20 protein-coding genes and 1 pseudogene are annotated in these 21,417 nt (G+C 51.9%); 8 read left to right on the top strand and 13 right to left on the bottom strand.

The window, feature by feature from the left end; all coding sequences use genetic code 11:
- Positions 1-9 precede the first annotated feature (9 nt).
- Positions 10-2,427: pseudogene (locus LEPTO7104_RS35540) on the bottom strand (phosphoketolase family protein); the annotation flags it as partial.
- A 403-nt stretch (positions 2,428-2,830) separates the two neighbouring features.
- Here LEPTO7104_RS35540 and LEPTO7104_RS0126760 point away from each other — a divergent pair.
- The 4 genes from LEPTO7104_RS0126760 (at position 2,831) to LEPTO7104_RS38700 (ending at position 6,868) form a co-directional block, all read left to right on the top strand.
- The gene (locus tag LEPTO7104_RS0126760; RefSeq protein ID WP_017301664.1) at positions 2,831-3,127 is read left to right on the top strand and encodes a hypothetical protein; all 297 of its coding nucleotides are present in this window, start codon (positions 2,831-2,833) and stop codon (positions 3,125-3,127) included.
- Between the two features lie 450 nt (positions 3,128-3,577).
- Positions 3,578-4,012 carry a hypothetical protein gene (locus LEPTO7104_RS0126750; protein ID WP_017301662.1) on the top strand — a complete coding sequence of 145 codons (435 nt, stop codon included), beginning with the start codon at positions 3,578-3,580 and terminating at the stop codon, positions 4,010-4,012.
- A gap of 12 nt (positions 4,013-4,024) precedes the next feature.
- Positions 4,025-5,533 (top strand): tetratricopeptide repeat protein, encoded by a 1,509-nt coding sequence (locus LEPTO7104_RS0126745; RefSeq protein ID WP_017301661.1) that lies wholly within the window; start codon positions 4,025-4,027, stop codon positions 5,531-5,533.
- Positions 5,534-5,776: 243 nt separating this feature from the next.
- A complete protein-coding gene (locus LEPTO7104_RS38700; protein ID WP_071527320.1) occupies positions 5,777-6,868 on the top strand; it encodes a reverse transcriptase domain-containing protein in 1,092 nt (363 codons plus the stop codon).
- A 149-nt stretch (positions 6,869-7,017) separates the two neighbouring features.
- Here the strand turns inward: LEPTO7104_RS38700 and LEPTO7104_RS0126735 are convergent, their stop codons facing one another.
- Positions 7,018-7,419, bottom strand: a complete 402-nt coding sequence (locus LEPTO7104_RS0126735; RefSeq protein WP_017301659.1) for a hypothetical protein — start codon at positions 7,417-7,419, stop codon at positions 7,018-7,020.
- Between the two features lie 115 nt (positions 7,420-7,534).
- Between LEPTO7104_RS0126735 and LEPTO7104_RS40470 the strand changes: the two genes are divergently transcribed.
- Genes LEPTO7104_RS40470 through LEPTO7104_RS0126720 form a run of 3 tightly spaced genes read left to right on the top strand, consistent with a single transcriptional unit; the run spans position 7,535 to position 8,277 of the window.
- A complete protein-coding gene (locus tag LEPTO7104_RS40470) occupies positions 7,535-7,750 on the top strand; it encodes a hypothetical protein (RefSeq protein WP_155523802.1) in 216 nt (71 codons plus the stop codon).
- 3 nt (positions 7,751-7,753) lie between these two features.
- Positions 7,754-8,062 carry a hypothetical protein gene (locus LEPTO7104_RS0126725; protein ID WP_017301657.1) on the top strand — a complete coding sequence of 103 codons (309 nt, stop codon included), beginning with the start codon at positions 7,754-7,756 and terminating at the stop codon, positions 8,060-8,062.
- Positions 8,050-8,277: a hypothetical protein gene (locus tag LEPTO7104_RS0126720; protein ID WP_026073111.1), complete on the top strand. Its 228-nt coding sequence runs from the start codon at positions 8,050-8,052 to the stop codon at positions 8,275-8,277. The genes LEPTO7104_RS0126725 and LEPTO7104_RS0126720 overlap by 13 nt, the downstream gene beginning before the upstream one ends.
- A 58-nt stretch (positions 8,278-8,335) precedes the next feature.
- Here LEPTO7104_RS0126720 and LEPTO7104_RS0126715 read toward each other — a convergent pair whose 3' ends face one another.
- From LEPTO7104_RS0126715 to LEPTO7104_RS0126700, 4 genes are all read right to left on the bottom strand, one after another.
- On the bottom strand, positions 8,336-8,632 hold the full coding sequence (locus tag LEPTO7104_RS0126715) for a chaperone modulator CbpM (protein ID WP_017301655.1): 297 nt from the start codon (positions 8,630-8,632) through the stop codon (positions 8,336-8,338).
- The gene (locus LEPTO7104_RS0126710) at positions 8,629-9,612 is read right to left on the bottom strand and encodes a DnaJ C-terminal domain-containing protein (protein WP_017301654.1); all 984 of its coding nucleotides are present in this window, start codon (positions 9,610-9,612) and stop codon (positions 8,629-8,631) included. Before LEPTO7104_RS0126710 ends, LEPTO7104_RS0126715 begins: the two co-directional genes overlap by 4 nt.
- Positions 9,613-9,629: 17 nt before the next feature.
- Positions 9,630-12,410: a cation-translocating P-type ATPase gene (locus LEPTO7104_RS0126705; protein WP_017301653.1), complete on the bottom strand. Its 2,781-nt coding sequence runs from the start codon at positions 12,408-12,410 to the stop codon at positions 9,630-9,632.
- Between the two features lie 154 nt (positions 12,411-12,564).
- Positions 12,565-13,524: an orange carotenoid protein N-terminal domain-containing protein gene (locus tag LEPTO7104_RS0126700; RefSeq protein WP_017301652.1), complete on the bottom strand. Its 960-nt coding sequence runs from the start codon at positions 13,522-13,524 to the stop codon at positions 12,565-12,567.
- Between the two features lie 389 nt (positions 13,525-13,913).
- Between LEPTO7104_RS0126700 and LEPTO7104_RS35535 the strand changes: the two genes are divergently transcribed.
- A complete protein-coding gene (locus LEPTO7104_RS35535; RefSeq protein WP_017301650.1) occupies positions 13,914-14,261 on the top strand; it encodes a LapA family protein in 348 nt (115 codons plus the stop codon).
- An 88-nt stretch (positions 14,262-14,349) separates the two neighbouring features.
- On the opposite strand, the gene mgtA is transcribed toward LEPTO7104_RS35535, so the two are convergent.
- The 7 genes from mgtA to LEPTO7104_RS35525 form a co-directional block, all read right to left on the bottom strand.
- Entirely contained in the window at positions 14,350-16,869 is a 2,520-nt protein-coding gene (mgtA, locus tag LEPTO7104_RS0126685) for a magnesium-translocating P-type ATPase (protein ID WP_017301649.1), read from the bottom strand.
- Positions 16,870-16,967: 98 nt separating this feature from the next.
- Positions 16,968-17,276, bottom strand: a complete 309-nt coding sequence (locus LEPTO7104_RS38695; protein WP_071527319.1) for a hypothetical protein — start codon at positions 17,274-17,276, stop codon at positions 16,968-16,970.
- Positions 17,277-17,346: 70 nt separating this feature from the next.
- Positions 17,347-17,868 (bottom strand): universal stress protein, encoded by a 522-nt coding sequence (locus tag LEPTO7104_RS37455; protein WP_017301648.1) that lies wholly within the window; start codon positions 17,866-17,868, stop codon positions 17,347-17,349.
- 280 nt (positions 17,869-18,148) lie between these two features.
- Complete coding sequence (locus LEPTO7104_RS0126675; RefSeq protein WP_017301647.1) at positions 18,149-19,909, bottom strand: alpha-amylase family glycosyl hydrolase; 1,761 nt, start codon at positions 19,907-19,909, stop codon at positions 18,149-18,151.
- Positions 19,910-19,938: 29 nt separating this feature from the next.
- Positions 19,939-20,166 carry a hypothetical protein gene (locus tag LEPTO7104_RS44035; RefSeq protein WP_479724827.1) on the bottom strand — a complete coding sequence of 76 codons (228 nt, stop codon included), beginning with the start codon at positions 20,164-20,166 and terminating at the stop codon, positions 19,939-19,941.
- The gene (locus LEPTO7104_RS43780; RefSeq protein ID WP_071527317.1) at positions 20,156-20,437 is read right to left on the bottom strand and encodes a DUF1830 domain-containing protein; all 282 of its coding nucleotides are present in this window, start codon (positions 20,435-20,437) and stop codon (positions 20,156-20,158) included. Before LEPTO7104_RS43780 ends, LEPTO7104_RS44035 begins: the two co-directional genes overlap by 11 nt.
- Positions 20,438-20,634: 197 nt before the next feature.
- Positions 20,635-21,180, bottom strand: coding sequence for a response regulator (locus LEPTO7104_RS35525; protein WP_017301646.1), 546 nt, complete (start codon positions 21,178-21,180; stop codon positions 20,635-20,637).
- Positions 21,181-21,417 lie beyond the last annotated feature (237 nt).

Raw genomic sequence — 21,417 nt, 5'->3', positions numbered from 1 at the left:
TGCCTTGTTTTAGGTCACTACAGATGTTTTTCCCCGCAGCGGTTGGGCTGGCAGCGTTGTCCCGGAACTCCATTGCCAGTTGCGAATTTCTGGCAAGTCCTGACCGTGCTGGTGGATGTATTGCCTGTGGTGGATGAGCTTGGCCTGCATCGCCTGCTTCAGGTCAGCCCCTTGAGCCCCTAAATGGGGCAGGCGATCGATCGCATCTATAACCAAATGAAAGCGATCGAGGTCGTTCAGCACCGTCATGTCAAAGGGCGTAGTGATGGTGCCCTCTTCTTTGTAGCCCCGCACGTGGATGTTGCCGTGGTTGGTGCGGCGGTAGCTCAGCCGATGGATTAGCCACGGGTAGGCGTGGAAGGCGAAGATGACGGGGCGATCCTGGGTGAACAGCTGGTCGAAATCGCGATCGCTGAGTCCGTGGGGATGCTCGCGTTCCGGTTGCAGCCGCATCAGGTCAACGACATTGACCACGCGGATTTTCAAGTTGGGCAAATGCTCCCGCAAAATCGAAACGGCGGCCAGGGTCTCCAGGGTGGGCACATCGCCACAGCAGGCCATCACCACATCGGGTTGAGCACCGCCGTCGCTGCTGGCCCAGTCCCAAATGCCAATGCCTGCGGCGCAGTGTTTGACGGCTTCCGCCATCGTTAGCCATTGGGGCGCTTGGTACTTGCCCGCAATCACCACATTGACGTAGTGGCGGCTGCGCAAACAGTGATCCCACACCGACAGCAGGCAGTTGGCATCGGGCGGCAGGTAGACGCGCACTACGGAGGCTTTTTTATTCACCACATGATCGATAAACCCTGGGTCTTGGTGGGTGAAGCCGTTGTGCATTTGCTGCCAGACGTGGGAGGCCAGCAGATAGTTTAATGATGCGATCGGGCGTCGCCACGGTAGCCCTGCCGTCACCTTCAGCCACTTGGCGTGCTGGTTGAACATTGAGTCGATGATGTGGATGAACGCCTCGTAGCAGTTGAACAGGCCGTGCCGCCCCGTGAGCAGATAGCCCTCCAGCCAGCCCTCGCACTGGTGCTCGCTCAGCATCTCCATGACGCGACCATCGGCGGACAGAAACTCATCGTTAGCCTGGGTTTGGGCATCCCACTGGCGGTTGGTGACTTCAAACACCGATCCCAAACGGTTGGAGAGGGTTTCGTCGGGGCCAAAAATTCTGAAATTACGCTGCTCCCGGTTGAGCTGAACCACATCGCGCAGGAATACACCCAGTTCGTGGGCATCGGCAGCCTGCACCGAGCCGGGGGCCGGGACATCCACCGCGTAATCCCGAAAATCGGGCATGACCAGATCGCGCAGCAGCAGGCCCCCGTTGGCGTGGGGGTTGGCTCCCATGCGGCGATCGCCCGTTGGTGCCAGTTCTGCCAGCTCCGGTTTCAGTCGCCCCGATTCATCGAAAAGTTCCTCCGGTCGGTAGCTGCGCAGCCAGGCTTCTAACTGCGTCAGATGTTCGGGATGCGTCCGTGGATCGGAGAGCGGCACCTGATGCGTCCGGAATGTACCCTCGATTTGCACGCCATCCACCCATTTCGGCCCCGTCCAGCCCTTGGGCGACCTGAGCACGATCATCGGCCAGCGGGGGCGCTGGGTGGTACCTAAAATGCGGGCATCGTGCTGGATGCGGTGGATGTCCTTAATGGCGCGATCGAGGGTCGTGGCCATCGCTTCATGCATCAGCGTCGGGTCATCGCCCTCGACGTAATAGGGCGTCCAGCCGTTTCCCCGGAAGAACTGGTCCAGCTCTTCCGGTTCGATCCGCGCCAGCACTGTGGGGTTAGCAATCTTGTAGCCGTTGAGATGCAGGATCGGTAGCACCGCGCCATCGGTGACGGGGTTCAGAAACTTGTTGGACTGCCACGCCGTGGCCAGGGGACCGGTTTCCGCCTCGCCATCCCCTACCACACAGGCCACGATCAGGTCAGGGTTATCGAACACTGCGCCGAAAGCGTGGCTGAGGGAATAGCCCAACTCACCACCCTCGTGAATCGAACCGGGGCACTCTGGCGAGGCATGGCTGGGGATGCCGCCGGGAAAGGAAAATTGTTTGAAAAGCTTTTGCAGTCCGGCTTCATCCTGGGTGATATGGGGATAGATCTCGCTGTAGGTGCCCTCTAGATAGGTGTTGGCCACCACCGCCGGGCCGCCGTGGCCGGGGCCAGAGACGTAGATCATGTCGAGGTCGTATTTTTTGATCACCCGGTTGAGGTGGGCGTAGATGAAGTTTTGCCCAGGGGTGGTGCCCCAGTGGCCCAGCAGCATGGGCTTGATGTCGGCCAGGGTGAGCGGACGTTTGAGCAGGGGATTGTCGAATAGATAAATTTGCCCCACCGACAGGTAGTTGGCCGCCCGCCAGTAGGCATCTAGGTTGTGGAGTAGGTCTGGAGCAAGCGTCTGGGGTGTCATGGTCGAGTTCTCATGTTGTTGCCAGCTCTAGAGAAGAACGACACCGATATTGTGGTTTAGGGGCATCGATCCCATGATTAGTGTGTGGGCTGGGGGCTTGATTTCTGGTTTGAGTTGATGGACTACGATACAAACTGTGAGTGAACGATCGCGATCGCAAAATCTTGCGCAAAACCCCGGCAGAACGGCTCTAATAGTGCTTAGGCACATCGCCCCAAGGCGACCCCATAATCTAGGGATAACTGGTGGCATGGGCCAAGGGTCGAAAGACAGTTTGGCTCAGCAGGATTGATACAAAGCGTGAATCATTGAATTGCATGCATGACAACGGCATTGTGTATTGAGCAAACTCGAATGCGAGCGCTGCACATTCAAAGTTGCTCTATGACAGAAGCATTGTGCATAGATGCAGAAGCATGTTGGGCCATTGCCATATTTGGTGTCGTCGGCCCAGAAACGGGAGGCGACCAGCCCGCTATTGCTGGCAAATCCAGAAGCTCAGTCGGGGCGCGAGCGGTTGCGGCATTTGGTGATTGGTTCGCCGGAGGGAGTGTGGGCGACGATTAACCTGCTGCATGTGCTGAACTATGCGGAACAGGCGACCTGGAACCAGTTGATTGCGATACCGGAGTCAGGGATTTTGATTACCCCAGAGCAGGGGGAGGTGTTTAGTTTATTGAGGCGCGATAGACCAGTGGGTTAAACCGTAGGATGGCCAAAGCGAAGCGTGCCCATCGTTGTAGGATACTCAGCCATGATGGGCACGGGCGAAAGCCCTTTGCCTATCCTAAACATGAAGAAATTTGGAGGACTGCCTGACTTAGTAATGGATTGCATCAAGGCTTCGCTGACTTATGCAGCGTGTAAGTTGAACTATCTAATCTTGGGACGACGATCTAGAACCCTTGATTTACAATGGTCAATGAGCTGTTGGGTATGATTACTGTGAAAGGTGCCGAAATCTATGGGTTTCAAGGGGGTACTGCCCATATTCGGCGATTATCCCTAGCTAAGGCAGGACACAAAATGATGAATATTAAAGAAAAATTTAATTAGCCGTATTGCCCACAAGTTTTGCAAGAAACTTAGAGACTATTCATATAGCATATTGGAAACGAGGATTTTGTAATAGTGAAAATCAACAGGAGATTCAATGACTGAACCTATAACAGCTACCGCTATTGCTATTCTGGCTTTCCAAACATTCATAGAGTCAGGCTCTGGAGAGCTTGCAAAAAAGTTCACCGCAGAAGCAATTTCCAAAATGGATATATTGTTAAAGCGGATCTGGACTAAGCTTCGAGGGAGACCTTCTGTTGAGAATGTAAAATCCTCCATCGAAAAGACTAGCAAAATCACACCTGAACAAATAAATCAAATTGCTGCCTATCTTCAGGTCTCAATGGATGAGGATCCTGAGTTTTCTGGCGAGATTCGTGCGCTGGCAAAAGAAATAAATGCTGGAAAAATAATCGATCAGAGTAACATGACGCAAAATAATTTTGACCAGGCTAAAGGATGGCAAACCAAAGTTGAAGGCGGCACCGCATACATTGGTGAAATTCACATTCAAGGCAAAGCTGATTAATCGAGTGCAAAAATGCCAGATCCAGTCGATAAACTGTGTCAAATAATTGCCCAAGAATTGCGCAGCAATAAAAACATAACCACCCATGAACTAATTGATCATGTCAATAAAAAAATATCGCAAGATTCTGAACTGAAAGAGGCTTTAATTTCAGATCAAAGGATTCAGCAAATTAACAGGGATAATAGTGTCAACTTTCAAACACTTTTAGAAGGCGGAACTGCTTACATTGGACCTCATATTCAGCTTCCCGAAAATTTCATTAATGTACTAGAGAATGTCTTTCATGAATTGCTTGAAAATAAGTCAAGCGCCAAAGAAAATCATATCCATCTTCACACCAATAAAGACATTAATAATAATAAAAGTTCATCATGCCTTGCTTCCAGGAGAATTTTATTACTATCGGCTAATCCCCAAAAAACAGAATCATTACATAGGAGAAAAGAAATTGAAGAGATTGAAAATGCCCTCAATAGAGCAACAGTAGCAAGACTAAAAGAAGGCAAGGGAGATCCAGTCTTTGAGCCTCTACTTGATAAGCCATATGTTAAGGCATCCGATCTGTCTCAAGCCTTATCGACGATTGAACCTTATATTATTTATATTTCTGGCCGTGAGGCAGGAATTAGCAACTTAATTTTTGAAAACCGTTCCGAAAACAAAGAAGCCGAAAAATCTAACAAATTGTTGGAAGAGTTATTTCAACTGCTTTCCACAAATACACAGTGCGTCATCCTAAATGGCTGCTATTTAGAAGACCAAGCCATGGCAATCGTTCGCCACATCGATTTTCTAATAGCTATAAGTCAAGATCTTGAAGAAAAAATATCTATCAGTTTTTTAGTCGAATTTTACTACCATCTAGGCTTGGGATTTTCAATCAAGCAAGCATTTCAGGTGAGCCGAAATCGCTTCCTAAGAGAAAATATTGATGAATACCAGCTACCAATTATATTAGAAAAGGAGAAGGAAGCAGAGCGAAGAGAATTAGAGAAAGCATTGGTTGATTGCAACAAAAGAATAGAACAGGAGCCTAATAAATCCGCTTCATGGATTCAAAGAGGAAATATACTCAAACAGCTTGAACGTTTTGCTGAAGCAGATGAAGCTTATGAGAAAGCATCTTTGCTAGATCCTAAAAACTATTTTCCTAGAGAAAAGCAAGGCGATGCACTAGAGAAAGTTGGGAAATATGATCAAGCACTTATTGCATACGACAAAGCACTTGTCCTAGAAGAGAAAAACTATGAAGTTTGGTGGAAAAAAGGAAGGACTCTCGCTAAATCAAAAAATTATAGAGAAGCATTAGAGTCTTACAAGAATGCCCTTGCACTCAAACCACTTCCACCAGATCACTATATTATTAGCAGAGAAATCGGCTTAACTCTGAGCTTATTAGACCAAGATCGAGAAAGTATAGCTTATTACAAAATGACATTACGGACGGAACCAAAATGCCGGGCAGCAAGCTACGAGAAAAAAAGGATTTATAAAAAAATATATTCAAAGAAACAATAGCCTAACCAAAATAAGCTATTATTGCTCAATAGATGTCTGCATATAAAGTATCAATTTCCATTGACTAATTGCGATGGTGTATTTCAATGATAGCTTTATGCCCCAGGTTTCGCTGTAGTAGATCCTATGGTAATCTCATGGGTTCTTACGACGCTTGGGCACAAGACGAAGATAGCTTTTGCAGACATCTTTCTTATTCTTATCACTCTTTAATATCTATACATTCTCTACGCAGAAGATAGAATGTTGACGGAAACAGAAATCAATTCAAGCTTAATCCTTCTTGAAGACTGTGAGAAGCTTAAGAAAAAGTTTCTAAGTCTAAAGGATCCAAGAGATGTAGCAGCTCTTTTAGATGTTACGTATGATAGATTGATTTATCATATTTATAGAGTGCCTGATAGCGAGAAGTATTTAGAGTTCAAAGTGCCAAAAAAATCTGGCCAAATGAGAAAGATTTCAGCACCTTCTACTGCTCTAAAGATTATTCAGAGAAAACTTAGCCAGGTTTTGTATAGTGTTTATGACCCTAAGGCTCCTGTGCATGGGTTTGTCCCAAGCCGAAGCATATTAACAAATGCAAGACCACATTTGCGAAAACGGTTTGTTTTAAATATTGACTTAAAGGACTTTTTTGATAGTATCCACTTTGGTCGAGTGAGAGGAATTTTTATGGCCCCTCCTTATAATTTGCCTGCCGATGTCTCAAGAGTTTTAGCTCAAATTTGTTGTTTCTCGAGGAAGTTGCCTCAAGGTGCTCCAACATCCCCTGTAGTTTCCAATATGATTTGTGCTCGGCTAGATAGTCAACTCCGATTACTAGCGAAAGAGAATCACTGTACTTTTACACGATATGCTGATGATATTACTTTCTCAACAACACTGCCTGTCTTTCCTAAAAGGTTGGCATATATAGATTCTGATGTAAAAGAAGACGAGGAAAAAACTGTATTGGGCAGCAGCTTAGTTTCAATTGTTCGAGAAAATGGATTCGAAATTAATTGGAAAAAAGTTCGCTTGCAGCATAAAAGCCATCACCAGGAAGTGACAGGTATAACTGTAAACCAGTTCCCCAATGTAAAGCGTGACTTTGTAAGAAAGATTAGCATGATGCTGCATATTTGGGATAAATATGGCCTGGATTCTGCTCGAAAAAGACATGCTGAATTGCTTTCTAAATCACTGGAAATACCTGAAGAAGAAGTCACTGATTTTAGGGAAATGCTCAGAGGGAAAATCAACTTTCTCGGAATGGTCAGAGGCAAAAATGACTCTATCTATGTGAAATACTTGAACTGGTATTGTAATCTTTCAGCTCGAGAAAGAAGGATGTAGGGCGAGTACTTTTATAAGCGAGCCACTGGTTTAACCATGAGACGACAGTCTAAAGATTCATTCGCAGCTTCAGCGCATAGGGTGCATTGTCGGCTTGCAGAATATTAGCGATCGCTATCTCCCCGCCTCAGCCACAACGCACCATCTTACTATTCAGACGCCCGCGTCACCCTCAGCTGCTTCTGCTGAATAAACTCAGCAAAATCCTTAACCTCCTCTAGCAGCACTTCCGGCATCTCCTCAATCAGCATCAGCAACTGCGCCCGCACCCCCACACTCTCCTCAGCCGGTTTCACCAGCTGTAGCTGATGTGGGTAAACCGTCTCCACCCCAAGGGTCTCCACAAACGCTTCCGGGTCTTCTCGGTTAGAGGGTTCAAAATTCCCCTCCGCGTCGTACTTCACCCAGCCTCCAAAGCACTCCACCAGGTAAGCTTCGCCCTGATGCAGCACCTCCACAATTGAACCCAGCGTTCCGGCAGGTGCTTTGGCCTCATTGTCCAGCGCGATATCTTCTTTTAGCCGCACCGTGTCAAATAGGTTAAGCGTCATCACTGCCTCCGCTTTCGATCAGGAAATGCGGTTACACATCGAGCTACCCGTTAGCGACTGCCCACTCTGCTGTTCTTAGTTATGCTTGAGAGTACAGCATCCTGCGAGGTATCTTGTGTCGCTCCAAGATCTCAAACGCCAGGCTACCCAGTTCCCCGCCAGCAAACGCCTTGAACTGGTTTGCGGCTCAGTTCACCAGCAAATATATCAAGGTAAACTCGTCGCCATCACCGAAAACCTCGAACGCCTCGAATGGTTCGGCCTCGTTATCTCCGACACCCGCGATTGCCTCACCACCTGGCATCACGCCGACTCGGCCAAGGCGGCATAATCTATGACCATCCGTTTTGAAATTGCGACTCCCCTCGGCTTTAGCGTTAGAACCACCGATGCCTACTGGCAAAAGCTCATCATCAAGCATCCCGATATCGCCAGTCTCGAAGACCTTGTGCAGCAAGCCCTACAAAACCCCGATGAAATCCGTCAAAGCAGCCGCGATCACAACATCTTGCTGTTTTATTGCCTGCGTAAGCCCCAGCGTTGGGCCGTTGCCGTTGCTCGACGCTTAAATGGGGAAGGGTTCCTAATCACGGCTTATCAAACCGATGCCATTAAAGAAGGAGTAGTGCTGTGGCTCAAGTAAAAGTCTTCTACGAACCAGAGATGGAATTGCTAACAGTCTTTTGGCAAAGCCCACGCCCTAATCAACTCTGCACAGAATTGGGTGATGGGGTCATTCTCATTAAAGACCCCGACAGCGGCGAACCAATTGGCATGGAACTGCTATCCTACCGTCCTGGAGATGCCCGATTCGATTCCGTCAGCGTTGAAATCGGGGCAGCTCAGTCGGCAGCATAACGGCTGGGCCTTTGGCCTAATTTAGCGTCACGCTGCGCGATCGCACACCCTGCCACCCTCAACTCTGCAAGGCTTTTACCTGTGCCCGCAGTTGAGCAATTTCCTGGGCCATATCTAAAACCATTGCCGCGCCCACCAGGTTAAGCCCCAAGTCGCGACGCAGTCGCCGGATCTGGGCGATCCGGGCAATTTCTCGGGCATGCAGCATTGTGCCCACCGGCTCGATTAGCCCTACCTGCACAAACTGCTCAATCACCGTGATAGACGTTTCCGTCACCAAAGCCGCGTACTCAAACGTATACAGGCGATCGCCTTCGGCAGAAAGCACCGTAGTAGACAGGCCAAACTCGGTCATAGGGTTACCTCCTCAAGGGCAGAACGGGGGTCAAAAGTGCTGGCGGCGCGGATTTTCTCATAGCAGTCCTGCTCGATCTGACTTAATTCCTGGGGCGAGACCATCTGAAGTTTGACCATCAGGTCGGTGCGGTTGCCCTGGGGTAATTTCCAGCCCTTACCCCGCAGCCGCAGCGACTGCCCACACCGCACCCCTTTAGGCACCGTCATCGTCACCGGGCCATCGGGCGTCGGCACTTGCACCTGAGCCCCTAAGACCGCTTCATCAGGGCGGATCGGCACGTCGCAGACCAGGTGATCACCGGCAAAGCGAAAAAATGGGTGGGGAAACAGTTCGATCGTGAGGTACAGATCGCCCCGCTGCTGAGAAAACGGGCTGGGCCGACCTTTGCCCTTCAGCCGAATCCGGCTGCCCCCTTTAGCCCCGGCAGGGATGCGGACATTGATAGTCTCATCGTCTAGCTGCAACCGTTTTTGCACCCCATGAAAGGCTTCTGAAAAAGACAGGGCGATCGCCGCTTCGGTATCGGGGGCGGGGGCCTGACTGCGAAAGTCGGCAAACGGGTCCGACGCCGAGGTGCGGTAATGGGTGCCTCTGGCCCGGCCTCTGCCGCCGGGACTATTCAGCAAATCGTTGATAAAGTCTTCAAAGCTGTTGTACTGGCCAAAGGGGCTGTCCTGCTCATCACCAAAGCCCGCCGTCGGGGCTCCCCGGCCCTGAGTCGCCGCTTCTCCGGCAAATCCTTGCTTCCAGTGCTTGCCAAACTGGTCATATTTTTCGCGGGTCTGTGGGTCCGACAACACCTCGTTGGCTTCGTTGAGGACTTTGAACTTTTCCTCAGCGGTGGCATCGCCGGGGTTCACATCCGGGTGATATTTGCGGGCCAGTTTACGATAGGCTTGCTTGATTTCTTCCGCCGTGGCCGTTTTGCTGACGCCCAAAATGGCGTAGTAGTCTTTGAAGTCGGTGGCGGTGGACATAGCGGCAGACTCTCCTTTCAGTGGGGCTTTTGCCGAATCAACACCTTCTCTAGCTCGATCGCCCCAAACACGATGCCACTCAAGGCCACGCTAAGGGCCAGATCGATCGCCGATAGGGCGGTGGTTTGGAACACGGTTTGCAGAAATGGGACATAGACCACCGCCATTTGCAGGCCAAAGGTCAGCACCACGGCTCCTAAGAGGGGGCGGTTGGACAGCAGGCCAATGCGAACAAGAGAATCGCGATCGGAACGCATAGCCTCCGCCATACCCATGCGGGATAGGGCCAGAGTGGTGAATACCATCGTCTGCCAGGCGGCCTGCCCCGTAGACCAGTAGCGATAGGCGATCGCCAGCAGCACCAGTCCCAGCAAAAGCCCGATCCAGGCAATGCCGCGACCCACACCCCGATCAAAAATGCTCTCATCCGGGTGCCGGGGCGGGCGGCGCATGACTTTTCGTTCTGCGGGTTCTACGCTCAGGGCCAGGGCCAAGAGGCCATCTGCCAGCAGATTGATCCACAAAATTTGCAGCGGAATCAGGGGCAGCGGCAGCCCCAAAAAGGGTGCCAGCAGAATCACCCAAAGTTCCCCGGCATTACCCGTCAGAGTGTACTTGATGAACTTGCGAATGTTGTCATAGATGACGCGGCCTTCTTTGGTCGCCGCGACAATGGTGGCAAAATTATCGTCGAGCAGCATCATGTCGGCGGCTTCTTTGGCCACGTCGGTGCCCGTAATCCCCATGGCGATGCCAATATCCGCCTGCTTCAGGGCGGGGGCGTCGTTCACCCCGTCCCCGGTCATGGCCACAATGTGGCCTCGCTGTTGCAGGGCTTTGACGATGTCCAGTTTGTTTTGGGGCGAAACGCGGGCATAGACCGAAATTTCTTCCACCCGATCGCCCAAGGCGGCCTCGGACAGCTCCGACAGCGCGTTGCCCGTCAGCATCGGGTCGTTGGGGACAATGCCTAGTTCACGGGCGATCGCCTGGGCCGTAAGGTGATGATCCCCCGTGATCATGACGGGCCGAATGCCCGCATCCTGGCACATCAGCACCGCTTCTTTGACTTCGGCCCGCACCGGGTCAATCATGCCCACCATGCCGATGAAAATCAGGTTTTTCTCCAGCACGTCTCCATCGGCATCAGAGGATGCCGTATCCAGAGTGCGAAAGGCAATGCCTAAGACGCGCAGGCCATTGCCGGCCAGTTGGTCATTGTTGTCGATAATTTTTTGTCGCCATTGCTCATCCATCGGGACGACTCGTTCATGCACCCAAATCTGCGTGGAGACCTCCAGCAGACTGTCTACGCTGCCTTTGGTAAACGCAATACTCGCGTCTTGATGGGACGGCGAGCACTCCGCCATCACCTGTTTCAGCGGCACTGACAGGGGCACCGTGGCGGCTGAGAGCCTATGCACCGTGGTCATCCGTTTCCGCACAGCGTCAAAGGGTTGTTCGGCCACCCGAGGCAAGGCTTGCTCTAGGGTCGCCTTCCATAACCCCAGCCGGGCCGCCGCCATTACCAGGGCTCCTTCCGTCGGATCGCCCACGATATGAAACTGATGGGGCCGATCCGCATCTGCTTCCAAGATCGCATCATTGCAGAGGGTGGCCCCCGTCAGCAGCCATGCCAGTTCGGGCTGGGCCTGGAGTTGACCCGCCAGATCGTCGTAGGTGTCGCCGGAGCGCGACTGCGGTGGAGTTAAATCCAGCCGGTGCCCTTCTACCGCCAGCAATGTCGCGGTCATCCGGTTCTCGGTTAGGGTGCCGGTTTTATCGGAACAAATCACCGTCACCGAGCCCAGGGTTTCTACCGCTGGGAGTTTACGGATCAGGGCGTGCTGCTTCAGCATCCGCTGGGCTCCCAAAGCCAGGGAAATGGTGACCACGGCGGGTAAGCCCTCAGGCACGGCGGCCACGGCCAAACTCACGGCGGTGAGGAACATGAACCCCAGTTCTTCCCCCCGCAGCAGCCCCAGCCCAAAGATGATGGCGACCAGAACTAAGGTAATAAGGGCCAGTTTGACCCCAAGTTGGTCAAGCCGCTGCTGCAGCGGGGTCGGCTTCGGCTTGACGGTTTGAATGGCGGTGGCAATGTGGCCTAGCTCGGTGTGGTTGCCGGTCTCGGTGACGACGGCCAGCCCCCGCCCGTAGGTAATCGTGGTGCCCATGTAGGCCATGGTGTGGCGATCGCCCAGGGGCAGATCGGCCTGGTCGCCCTTCGACCCGTCATGCGCTCCGCCATCAGGCGACCGCCGTTGCGCCGTCTTGTTCGTAGGCTCCGATTCTCCCGTTAGCGAGGCTTCCTGAATTCGCAGGTTAGAGGTCTCTAGCAGCCGGTAGTCGGCGGATACCAGATTGCCCGTTTCCAGCAGCACAATGTCACCGGGCACCAGCAGCCGAGCCGAGATCTCCTGGACGCGTTCGTCGCGACGCACCTTCACGGTGGACACCGCCAGCTTTTTCAGGGCTGCGATCGCCTTTCCGGCCTGGTACTCTTGTCGCACGCCCAAAATGGCGTTAAAGGCCACAATGGCTAAAATTGCCCCGGCATTGATGTAGTCGCCCAGCGCCAGGGAAATCAAGGCCGCTACGATCAACACCACCACCATGACGGCGGTTAACTGCTTCCACAGAATCTTCCAGAGGCTTTCCCCCGGCTGCTCGGTTAACTCATTGAAGCCATATTTTTTTAGCCGGAGCGCCACTTCCACCTGGCTGAGACCGCGATCGGCATTCGTGTCGAGTTGCTGTAAGACCTCGGCTGAGTCAAGTTGATGCCAGGTGCCCATGCTTTAAATCTCAATCCAAATACTGCCGTCTTGCAGACGGGTGGGGAACATCGACAGCGCTTTCTTTTGCGAGTCTGAGGAAAGCTCGTCTTGAGCAGGCGCTTTAACCCAGTTCAGTCCGACCTCCAGTGTTGACTTTGTCGTGATTGCCCGTTTACCGCACCAGCCCCAAATCCAACAGCTCTTTGGCAGACGCCAGCACGTCAATACCGACAAAGAAAATCTGACTCGCCGGGTTTAGCAAAAACCGCCACGCCAGGTTAATGCCTACCCGGTTGCCAAACCAAGGGGTTTGCACTTTTCCGGTTATTTTAATTTGGGTGAAGCCTGCATCTGCGAGTTCAGAAATCCCCTGCTCTGGCAATAGCTTCAGGCCATAGCATTCGTTGCGCATATAGATGAGAATGGCTTCTCGACCCACAACTGGCTCCTGGAAAGGGGGCTTTAGGGCACCCTCTTCAGCAAATAAAGCCACTGCCGCCTCAAAGTCAAAGGCATTCATACAGTCCACATAGCTGAGGACGGTTTGATTATTGATGCCCCGGATACTAATGTGGGTGCGCGGGGCCGCCTCTTTGGGAGGAATCACCGGATCTTTAACCGTGGGCATTGCCCCCGTGGAGGCATACCCCATGTTGACAACCAGATCCTGAAGGACGGTGAGCTGTTGCCCTCCTTCGATGCGGCGGAGCGCTTCAAGCGCCTCGGATGCCTGAGGTGACAGTTTATAACCCTCTGGAATAGGAGCCACGATGCCCTGCTGCATCCATTCGCTGAGCTGATACCAGAATCCCAGCTTGACGTTCGTGCCGAAGGCGGCATAGGTATGGCAAATGGGAGTATCGGCACGGTTGACCAGGTCGCACATGACCTGGGTTTGCTCTAAGGCGGGCATCTGCTTGATTTGGGCCAAAATATTGTCTGCAAACATCATGTTGACGACATCCATGGCCGCCGGGGTGATGGTAATACCCATTTCGGTATATGCAAACCAAAGTAAAGCGAGCTGGTCTTCGGCGCTAAGTTGGTTGCAGGCTTGTACGACGAGTGGAACCGCATCAGCCACTTGGGTATCAGGAAAAATAGAGCGGGCTGAATCTAGTGTAAATGTCATGGTCAAAGCCTCCTTAAAGACTTGAACGACAATTTGAAAGACTGAGCGTGGGCGCGATGGTCGAAGACCAGCCCAGAAGGGCTATCGCGGGGGCACTAGTCCTTTCCTCTGAGGGAATGTCCAGGGTAGACGTGGCGCTATTTCACTCCTTACCATCGCGTTGAAAGGTCGTTATTTTAACGCTCTAGGTTTATCAACTATTTTGAAAACCGATGGTTTGATTCTCGGTTTGAATTGTTCGTTTACGATATGAACCGTAATCAAAACGACGACGATGGCCTTATAGTCGAGGAGTTTGTTGATGATTTGTTAACGGCAATTGATCCAGAAGCCAAAGACTTAAAATCAAAGTATCTAGATTAAACGCTGATGAAAAAGGAGATCAATACATGAAAATATTTACGCTGCTTGCTCTGTTAATTGCGATAGTGGCTGGTGTCTTTGCCCTGCAAAACTCAACCCCTGTGTTTGTACAGTTCATGGGTTGGCAAGCTCAGGCATCTATGGCGCTGATTCTATTGATCACCTTTTCCTTGGGAGTGCTGTTTGGCGTCCTGATTTCGCTCCCAGCGATGATTCGGCGCATGGGAAAAATTTCTCACTTCAGATCCCAGATCGATCAGTTGGCCTACGATCTTGACGTCGCTAACCGTCAACTGTCTCAGGCCAGCGCCTCGCCAATGGACCCGCATGTTGAGCAACGGCCCCATTCACTAGAGCATCCCACCACAGCCTAATCCCAAATCCGAACCGCGTAACCCCGATTCAGCAAAGACCGAACCGTAGGAGCAAACGCCGTTTGCCCTACCTAATTAGGGCGTAGCTTTAAGACCGGACATGTTGATAAAACACATGCTTAACGGTTTCAGCACTGAGAATATAGAGGCCGACAATAGCGGCCAGCACCAGCAGGAACTCAATCGGCAGGGCTTGAAACCCCAGCAGGTCTGCTAGTGGGGTGTAGGGAAGCAAGACAGTAATTACGGCGATCGCGATCGTGGCCGCCAGCAAATATTTGCCGGGCTTGCTGGTTAAAATCGACTGCCGAGTCCGAATTACCAGCACAATCAGCGAAGCCGAAATCACCGATTCCACAAACCACCCGGTTCTAAATTGGGCCGTATCGGCATGGAGCAGCAGCAGCAACGCTCCAAAGGTGAGGTAGTCAAACACAGAACTGAGTAGCCCAAACACCAGCATAAAGTTGCGGATAAACCCGATATTCATGCGGCGGGGCTGGCTGACCATGGCCTGATCGACGCGATCGGTGGCGATCGTCATTTCGGGAAAATCGGTAAGCAGGTTCGTCAGCAGAATTTGGCTGGGCAGCAGAGGCAAGAAGGGCAGCACCAGAGAAATGCCCGCCATACTAAACATATTGCCGAAATTCGCGCTCGTCGCCATAAACACGTATTTGAGCGTGTTGGCAAAGGTCACCCGCCCTTCTTTTACCCCTTCAACCAAAACATCCAGGTCTTTTTGCATCAGCACAATATCGGCGGCCTCCTTGGCCACATCGACGGCGCTCTCCACAGAAATCCCCACGTCGGCGGCATGGAGGGCCGAGGCATCGTTAATGCCATCCCCCAGGTAGCCCACCACGTTCCCCGCTTTTTTCAAGGCCAGAATAATCCGCTCTTTTTGGTTGGGCTCCACCTCGGCAAAGACATTCGTTTGTCCCACCCGGTGCATCAGCGCTTCATCACTGAGCTGGCGCAGGTCTTCCCCGGTCAAAACCATGGGTTTTGGCAACCCCACCTGTTGAATGATACTGAGCGCCACCGCCCGACTGTCTCCGGTGATCATTTTGGTGGTAATGCCGAGTTGTCCTAACGCCTTGAGGGTGCCTGCAATGCCAGCTTTGGGCGGGTCAAACAGGGCCAGATAGCCTAAAAACGTCATACCGTTTTCGTCGTCCCGACTAAAGGAATCGGCGCTGAAGTCGCGGTAGGCCACGCCCAAAACCCGAAACCCTTCACCGCCCAGGTCTTCTGCCCGCTGTTCAATCTGGCTTCGCCGATCAGCCAGGTCAATGATCTTGCCCTCGCCCGTTTCCACCGTTGAGCACACAGCCAAAATCGGCTTAAGCGCACCCTTGGTAATGATCAGGCGATTATCACCATGGGCAACCAGAATGCTGAGCCGTTTGCGGTTGAAGTCGTAGGGCACCTCATCTAGCTTCTGATAGCCCGCGATGTCAAAGGTCTGGTAAGCCCGAATGGCGGCATCAATCGGGTTAACAAAGCCAGATTCACAGGCGGCATTCAAATAGGCGTGGAACAGAACCCGCTCGCTCTCGTTACCGTCTATATCCACGGCTCCGTGAATTTCCACCTCTCCTTCGGTCAGCGTGCCAGTTTTATCGGTGCAGAACACGTTCATGCTGCCAAAGTTTTCGATCGCAGGCAGCCGCTTCACAATCACCTGCTTTTTCGCCATCTGCTTGGCCCCCCGCGCCAAATTGACGCTGACGATCGCAGGCAGCAGCTGCGGCGTCAGCCCGACGGCCAGGGCCAGGGAGAACAAAAACGAATCCAGCACGGGCCGCTGCAAGTAGACGTTGGCGACAAAAATCAGCACCACCAAGATCAGCGTCACTTCCATCAAGAAGTAGCCAAACTTGCTCAGGCCCGTTTCAAACTCCGTTTCCGGCGGTCTGAGCTTAAGCCGTTCTGAGACCTGGCCAAATTGAGTCTGCTGGCCGGTCTGCACCACAATGGCCTTCCCGGTGCCGCTGATCACGCTGGTGCCCATGTACAGAGTGTTGGTGCGCTGGCTGAGGCCGGTTTCGGCAGGCAGCACCCCCCTCAACTTGTCCGCCGGGTAGGTTTCTCCGGTGAGGGCGGCTTCATTCACCGACAGATTGTTAGATTCCAGCACCAGGCAGTCGCCGGGAATGCTGTCCCCCGCCGCCAGCACCGCAATATCCCCCGGCACCACCGCGTCATGGGGAATGGCTTGGACCTGGCCATCTCTCAAAACGGTGGCTTTCACCTGCACCAACGCCAGCAGTTTGGCGACGGCATCGGCGGCCCCCCGCTCTTGCCAGAACCCTAGCAGTCCGCTGAGCAGCACGATCACCAGAATAATCACGGCATCGAGAGCATCCCCTAGAAAACTGGAGAGCACCGCCGCCGCCATCAAGATCAAAATAATTGGACTCTTAAACTGGTTCAGCAACAACACCAGCGCGCGCGCCTGCCGCTTCGGCTTCAGGCTGGTGGCCCCAGATTGGCTCAGCCGCTGCTGGGCTGCCTGGGAACTTAACCCCTGAGGGCTACTCTTGAGCTGATCCAGGGTCTGTTCGGTGGTCAGATCCCAAAAAGTTGAAAGGTCTTGAGGCACAGGGTTAGCTCCCAAGGTCTAGGGTTCGGTTTGGTGGCGCGCGATGGTCGAAGACCAGTTCCCTAGGACGATCGCGCACTTGAACCTGGCGATCGCGCTTAAACCGGGCGTTTGCTAGGTCTGCGCCGCATATGCCACCACATAGAGATGCCTGTGAATAGGAGCACCAGCAGACCAATGGCATTAAAGAAGGGATAGATTACGTCTAAATTCAGTCGGCCAAAATTTCCTTTATGCCAATCTAATAGCCAACCAAAGACATCCCCTTTGCCCACCAGATCTGCGATTTGATAAAGTGTTCCTGTGATTAGGGTTAGCAGCAAAGGCAAAACCATAATCGGGGCTAGTATGCGATGCAGATGGCGAATGTCTTGAAAATACTGACTCCGTTTTTTGGACGTTGACATAAAATCTCCTGCTTGTAATATCTGTGATTTGCTGTAGCCTACTCATTCAGTTCAAGAGGCCATCCATGATTTAGGTTGATAGTCCTGCTGTCTGTTCTACTGCATTTTCAGGATTTGCTCTGTGGGATTCATGCACAATATAGACAGAGCAAGGGGCATTGTGCAGGGTAAAATTGCTCACGCTGCCGAAGAAAAGCTCTGCTGCCGCTGAACGTCCCCGCCGGCCCAAGACGATCAGATCGGCATTCCATGCAGCGGCAAATTCATTAATGGCCATTTCTGGATTGCCAAAGCAGTGAATACAATCGGTAGTAACCCCCTCAGAGACTGCTTTTTTGACCAACGCCCCAAAGCGATCGGGTTCTAAGGCTTCAAATTGCCCTACGTAGCAAAATGGATCGATGCCGTCTCCGCTGAGGAAGGGTTCGAGGCTTTCTAAATAGGCCGGCAAGTCTTCGTTAACTTCGTCAGAGTCGGTTACATAGAGTATCCCTAAATGAGCCCCTGTAGCTTTTGCCAGCATCAGAGCGTGGTCGAAAATAGTGCTACTTGCGTCCAGGTTAATGGTGGCTACCACAATCTTATTTAGCATGCAATTTACTCCGTTTTTAAACAGCTATATCAACAAAAAAGAGCTATGAATAACTTCGCCAAGCAACTCCAAAATGGGTGATACTTCTCAAATGATAATTCCTCGTGAGTAAATAGGTCTGATTATCTATAAGATAAGTCGCATTTCGACTCTGCTTAATGCTCGATCCGTTGCTGGGCAGAGGGTTGAGCGGAGTCTAAACCTGGAAACTGAAGCTGGGTTTAAGTTGGCCTTCCTATTTAGCATTAAGCTTTTTGCTCGCCCGCCTCAGCCAAAGATCTTACTGCGAAAAAATCAGCACACTATAGGGGCCGATGGAAATTGACCCATGCCAGGGTAGTCCGTCGTAGGAGCCTGGTGCTGCGATCGCATCGGTGCTGAAATGGTTGCTAAAGTCGTCGTTATAGCCGCGCCAATCGCTGTTGAATCGGAGCTTCCAGGTGCCTGCTGCCGGGAAGCCGATGGTGTAGTTATCCTGGGCTGCGTGGAAGAAGTTAGCGACTACCACCACGTCATCCCCGGTGCCCCCCTGATCCCAGCGGTGAAAAGCGATCACCTTGCGATCGTCGTGCAGGTGGTAGACCTGAATGGATTGCCCGCAGAGGCCACGGGTAAAGCCGTCCCGGCTAAGCCGCAACTGAATCAGGTCGTGGTACAGTCGCACAATGCCGTGAAATTCATCGTCTTGATCCCAATCGACGGGCACTGTGTCGCGAAACCAGCCCCCCTCCAGAAATTCTTGTCCCTGAAACAGCATGGGGATGCCCGGAGCAGTGAAGACCATCGCCGCCGCCAGGGTCGATCGCTTTTGGGCATACCAGCCCTTGGGGTCGTTCAGGCTAATCTCCTGGGGTAAGCGAGCATGGCCGTTGGCAACGGCATCGTGGGATTCGCTATAGATCACCCGCTCGAAGGCGTCATCGTTATAGCGATAGCCGATGGCGTCGCGGATGGCCGTTAGGGAACGTTGCTCATCGTCTGAGGCAATCACCGCCTGACGAATGGGGTGGACAAAGTTGGCATCCCACTGGGTGCTGAATCCGGCCCCGCCCGCACCCACATCCTTAGTGAGCCAGTTGTTGTTGCGCAGGTCTTCGGCGATGGTAATTCGACCGGGGAATTTTCGCGCAACGAGGTCGTTGATGGCTTGGAGCAGGCTCCAGCCCTCCGGCAGATCCCAGTCATTAGAACCATTGACCGTGCGAATGTAGAGTGTGGAGTCGAATCGGAGGCCGTCAACGTGATACTCCTGCAGCCACATATAGGCGTTATCGAGAATGTATTGACGCACTTCGCCCCGGCCATAGTCGGGGCGAGTTTCGCCCCACGGTGTTGTGGCCCGGTCGTCGTTGTAGAAATAGATGCCGCCGTGATCGTTCTCACTCCAGCCATCAAACTGCCAGAGGTCGAGATCGCTGGGGCCGAAGTGGTTATAAACCACGTCCAAAATCACCGCGATACCGGCCTGATGGGCACGTTTGACGAACTGCTTGAACGCCAGTGGGCCGCCGTAGGCCATCTCTACGGAGAAAATATGGGCGGGGTTATAGCCCCAGGAGCGATCGCCCGCAAACTCGCCCACCGGCATAATCTGAATGGCATTGACCCCCAGTTTTTGCAAATGTTCTAGCCGTGCGGTCACCGAAGAAAACTGGCCAGGATTGTTGAGGTCAGTCTGGTCGTTAAAGGTGCCGATATGGAGTTCGTAAATGACTAGTTGATTCCATGGCGCAATCTGAAAATCATCCCCCTGCCAATCAAAATTCAGATTGTGGACAATCGCATTGCCCACCGAGTTGGTCACCTCGCGAGCATAGGGATCAATGCGCTTGAACTCTCCCTGGGGCGTAGACAGTAGAAACCGATACTGGTCGCCTGCCCGAGCCTCAGCTACGTTGGCATACCAGTAGCCATTTTCCTCAGCCTGCATGGGATGACGGGTGCTGTCCCAGTCGTTAAAGCAGCCAATCACCGATACTTGCTGCGCATAAGGAGCCCACACCCGAAACGCTACTCCCTGGGAGTGCAGCATCGAACCCATACCCTTGATATTGGTCGTAACGCCCACGATTACGTCCTCATAGCGGACAAATCAACCGTAATGCCTAGGCGAGGGCGAACCCAGCCAGAGTTTTTAACTAACCGAAAAAGAAACCCATACCAAACTGCCACAAAAAGAATGGCTCCAATTCCTAGCAAAATATATTTTTGCTGCTGCCGTGGGGAAGGGTAGGTCGTCGGATAGACCTTTGGCCATAGGGTCTTCTGAAAGATGGCTATTGGTGGTTTATCGTTCATTGATCTGAAAAAATCTGCACTCAGAGCGAGTTGTCCGATCCCCGTCTGGAAAAGGCGAGTGAATTTCTAGATAGGATTCTGGGAATGTCTCAAACAAAACTCGTTCCGCTGGAAATACAACGCGCTCAAAATGAAGTTTTGCCTCATCCATAACTCGCACAATCTGAATGTCCGTTGTGCTATTTATGTAGTAGCAAAGGATGGGCAACAGGCTCTGTCGTAGAGTTTGATCTGACGACTTAGAACTTAACAGAGAAAGGAGGTAGGCCATATTTCAGAAGGGCGACGCTGGCACAGATGATTACTCAAAAATGTCTCACTCACCTGTCTAAGTGAAGGTATGATTTGTTTTATAATGTAGTTATTTTTTACATTCCTGCGGTGAACTTCACTCAGGTTACCTATATTCAAAGGGTTGTTCCTGCCAACTTGCCGCCTGAGCCTTTTCTGATGACGGTTCCCGATAACTTAAGCGAACTGGCCGTCGCTATGGCTAGGCACCTCTATAGAATGCGTTTTGGCAACAGCCTGCTGCTTAGTTTGGGTTATGTGTTTCATGACCCAGTCTTTGATGTTGGCTTTTTGGGGCTTTTTCAACGGATTAACTAAATTCCAAACTTCGTCAACCAAGCAATCGATATCAATTGGCTTAAGTAGATGGTTTTCAACCATTGCTAACAGATTATAGATGAAATTGGCTGAGTAATAAGCTGAAACAGTTAGAATCGGGGTTGGGATTACCCGTCTTCGATCTAGATCAACAGTCTTTATTCTCTGAATCAGTGTCAGGATGTCTTCATTGCAGAATCTCGTTTCGCAGATCAAAATATCGGGGATGAAGCATTCTAAATGAGTCAAGGCGTCGGCAATTGACTCCATGCTCGCTACCTGAGCGCCGTAGGTTTCAAACAAAAATGCGTATAGGTCTCGACTGTCGGTATCATTGTCAACAACCAGAATCTGAACATCCTTGAATAGGTCAGTTTTGGGAAGAATCTGACTTTTATAAGACATCTTGATGACTCCGCTGAAATAGATGATTCAGGTGGAAGAACCACTAGGCAGTACAGCCGGCTAAGCGATAAAAACGACGCCATCTCCCAGTAAGGGCATGGCTTGATAACAGCGGCTGCAGCGCCAGTACACCTGGTTCGATCGCACGTGACGCAGCAAGGTGTATGAGCAGCAGGGACAGAGATGCCTAACCCCTACAGATTGCTTTTGAGCGATCGCGCTGCGGCAACCATAAGC

The sequence above is a fragment of the Nodosilinea nodulosa PCC 7104 genome (assembly GCF_000309385.1).
Lineage (GTDB): Bacteria > Cyanobacteriota > Cyanobacteriia > Phormidesmidales > Phormidesmidaceae > Nodosilinea > Nodosilinea nodulosa.
Note: the sequence above shows the minus strand (reverse complement) of the source record. Positions and strands in the feature narration are given on the sequence as shown.

Coding starts and splice junctions, on each gene's coding strand:
- LEPTO7104_RS0126760 (WP_017301664.1), top strand. CDS start 2,831: ATGCAGAAGCATGTTGGGCCATTGCCATATTTGGTGTCGTCGGCCCAG.
- LEPTO7104_RS0126750 (WP_017301662.1), top strand. CDS start 3,578: ATGACTGAACCTATAACAGCTACCGCTATTGCTATTCTGGCTTTCCAA.
- LEPTO7104_RS0126745 (WP_017301661.1), top strand. CDS start 4,025: ATGCCAGATCCAGTCGATAAACTGTGTCAAATAATTGCCCAAGAATTG.
- LEPTO7104_RS38700 (WP_071527320.1), top strand. CDS start 5,777: ATGTTGACGGAAACAGAAATCAATTCAAGCTTAATCCTTCTTGAAGAC.
- LEPTO7104_RS0126735 (WP_017301659.1), bottom strand. CDS start 7,419: ATGACGCTTAACCTATTTGACACGGTGCGGCTAAAAGAAGATATCGCG.
- LEPTO7104_RS0126725 (WP_017301657.1), top strand. CDS start 7,754: ATGACCATCCGTTTTGAAATTGCGACTCCCCTCGGCTTTAGCGTTAGA.
- LEPTO7104_RS0126715 (WP_017301655.1), bottom strand. CDS start 8,632: ATGACCGAGTTTGGCCTGTCTACTACGGTGCTTTCTGCCGAAGGCGAT.
- LEPTO7104_RS0126710 (WP_017301654.1), bottom strand. CDS start 9,612: ATGTCCACCGCCACCGACTTCAAAGACTACTACGCCATTTTGGGCGTC.
- LEPTO7104_RS0126705 (WP_017301653.1), bottom strand. CDS start 12,410: ATGGGCACCTGGCATCAACTTGACTCAGCCGAGGTCTTACAGCAACTC.
- LEPTO7104_RS0126700 (WP_017301652.1), bottom strand. CDS start 13,524: ATGACATTTACACTAGATTCAGCCCGCTCTATTTTTCCTGATACCCAA.
- LEPTO7104_RS35535 (WP_017301650.1), top strand. CDS start 13,914: ATGAAAATATTTACGCTGCTTGCTCTGTTAATTGCGATAGTGGCTGGT.
- LEPTO7104_RS38695 (WP_071527319.1), bottom strand. CDS start 17,276: ATGTCAACGTCCAAAAAACGGAGTCAGTATTTTCAAGACATTCGCCAT.
- LEPTO7104_RS37455 (WP_017301648.1), bottom strand. CDS start 17,868: ATGCTAAATAAGATTGTGGTAGCCACCATTAACCTGGACGCAAGTAGC.
- LEPTO7104_RS0126675 (WP_017301647.1), bottom strand. CDS start 19,909: ATGGGTTCGATGCTGCACTCCCAGGGAGTAGCGTTTCGGGTGTGGGCT.
- LEPTO7104_RS44035 (WP_479724827.1), bottom strand. CDS start 20,166: ATGAACGATAAACCACCAATAGCCATCTTTCAGAAGACCCTATGGCCA.
- LEPTO7104_RS43780 (WP_071527317.1), bottom strand. CDS start 20,437: ATGGCCTACCTCCTTTCTCTGTTAAGTTCTAAGTCGTCAGATCAAACT.
- LEPTO7104_RS35525 (WP_017301646.1), bottom strand. CDS start 21,180: ATGTCTTATAAAAGTCAGATTCTTCCCAAAACTGACCTATTCAAGGAT.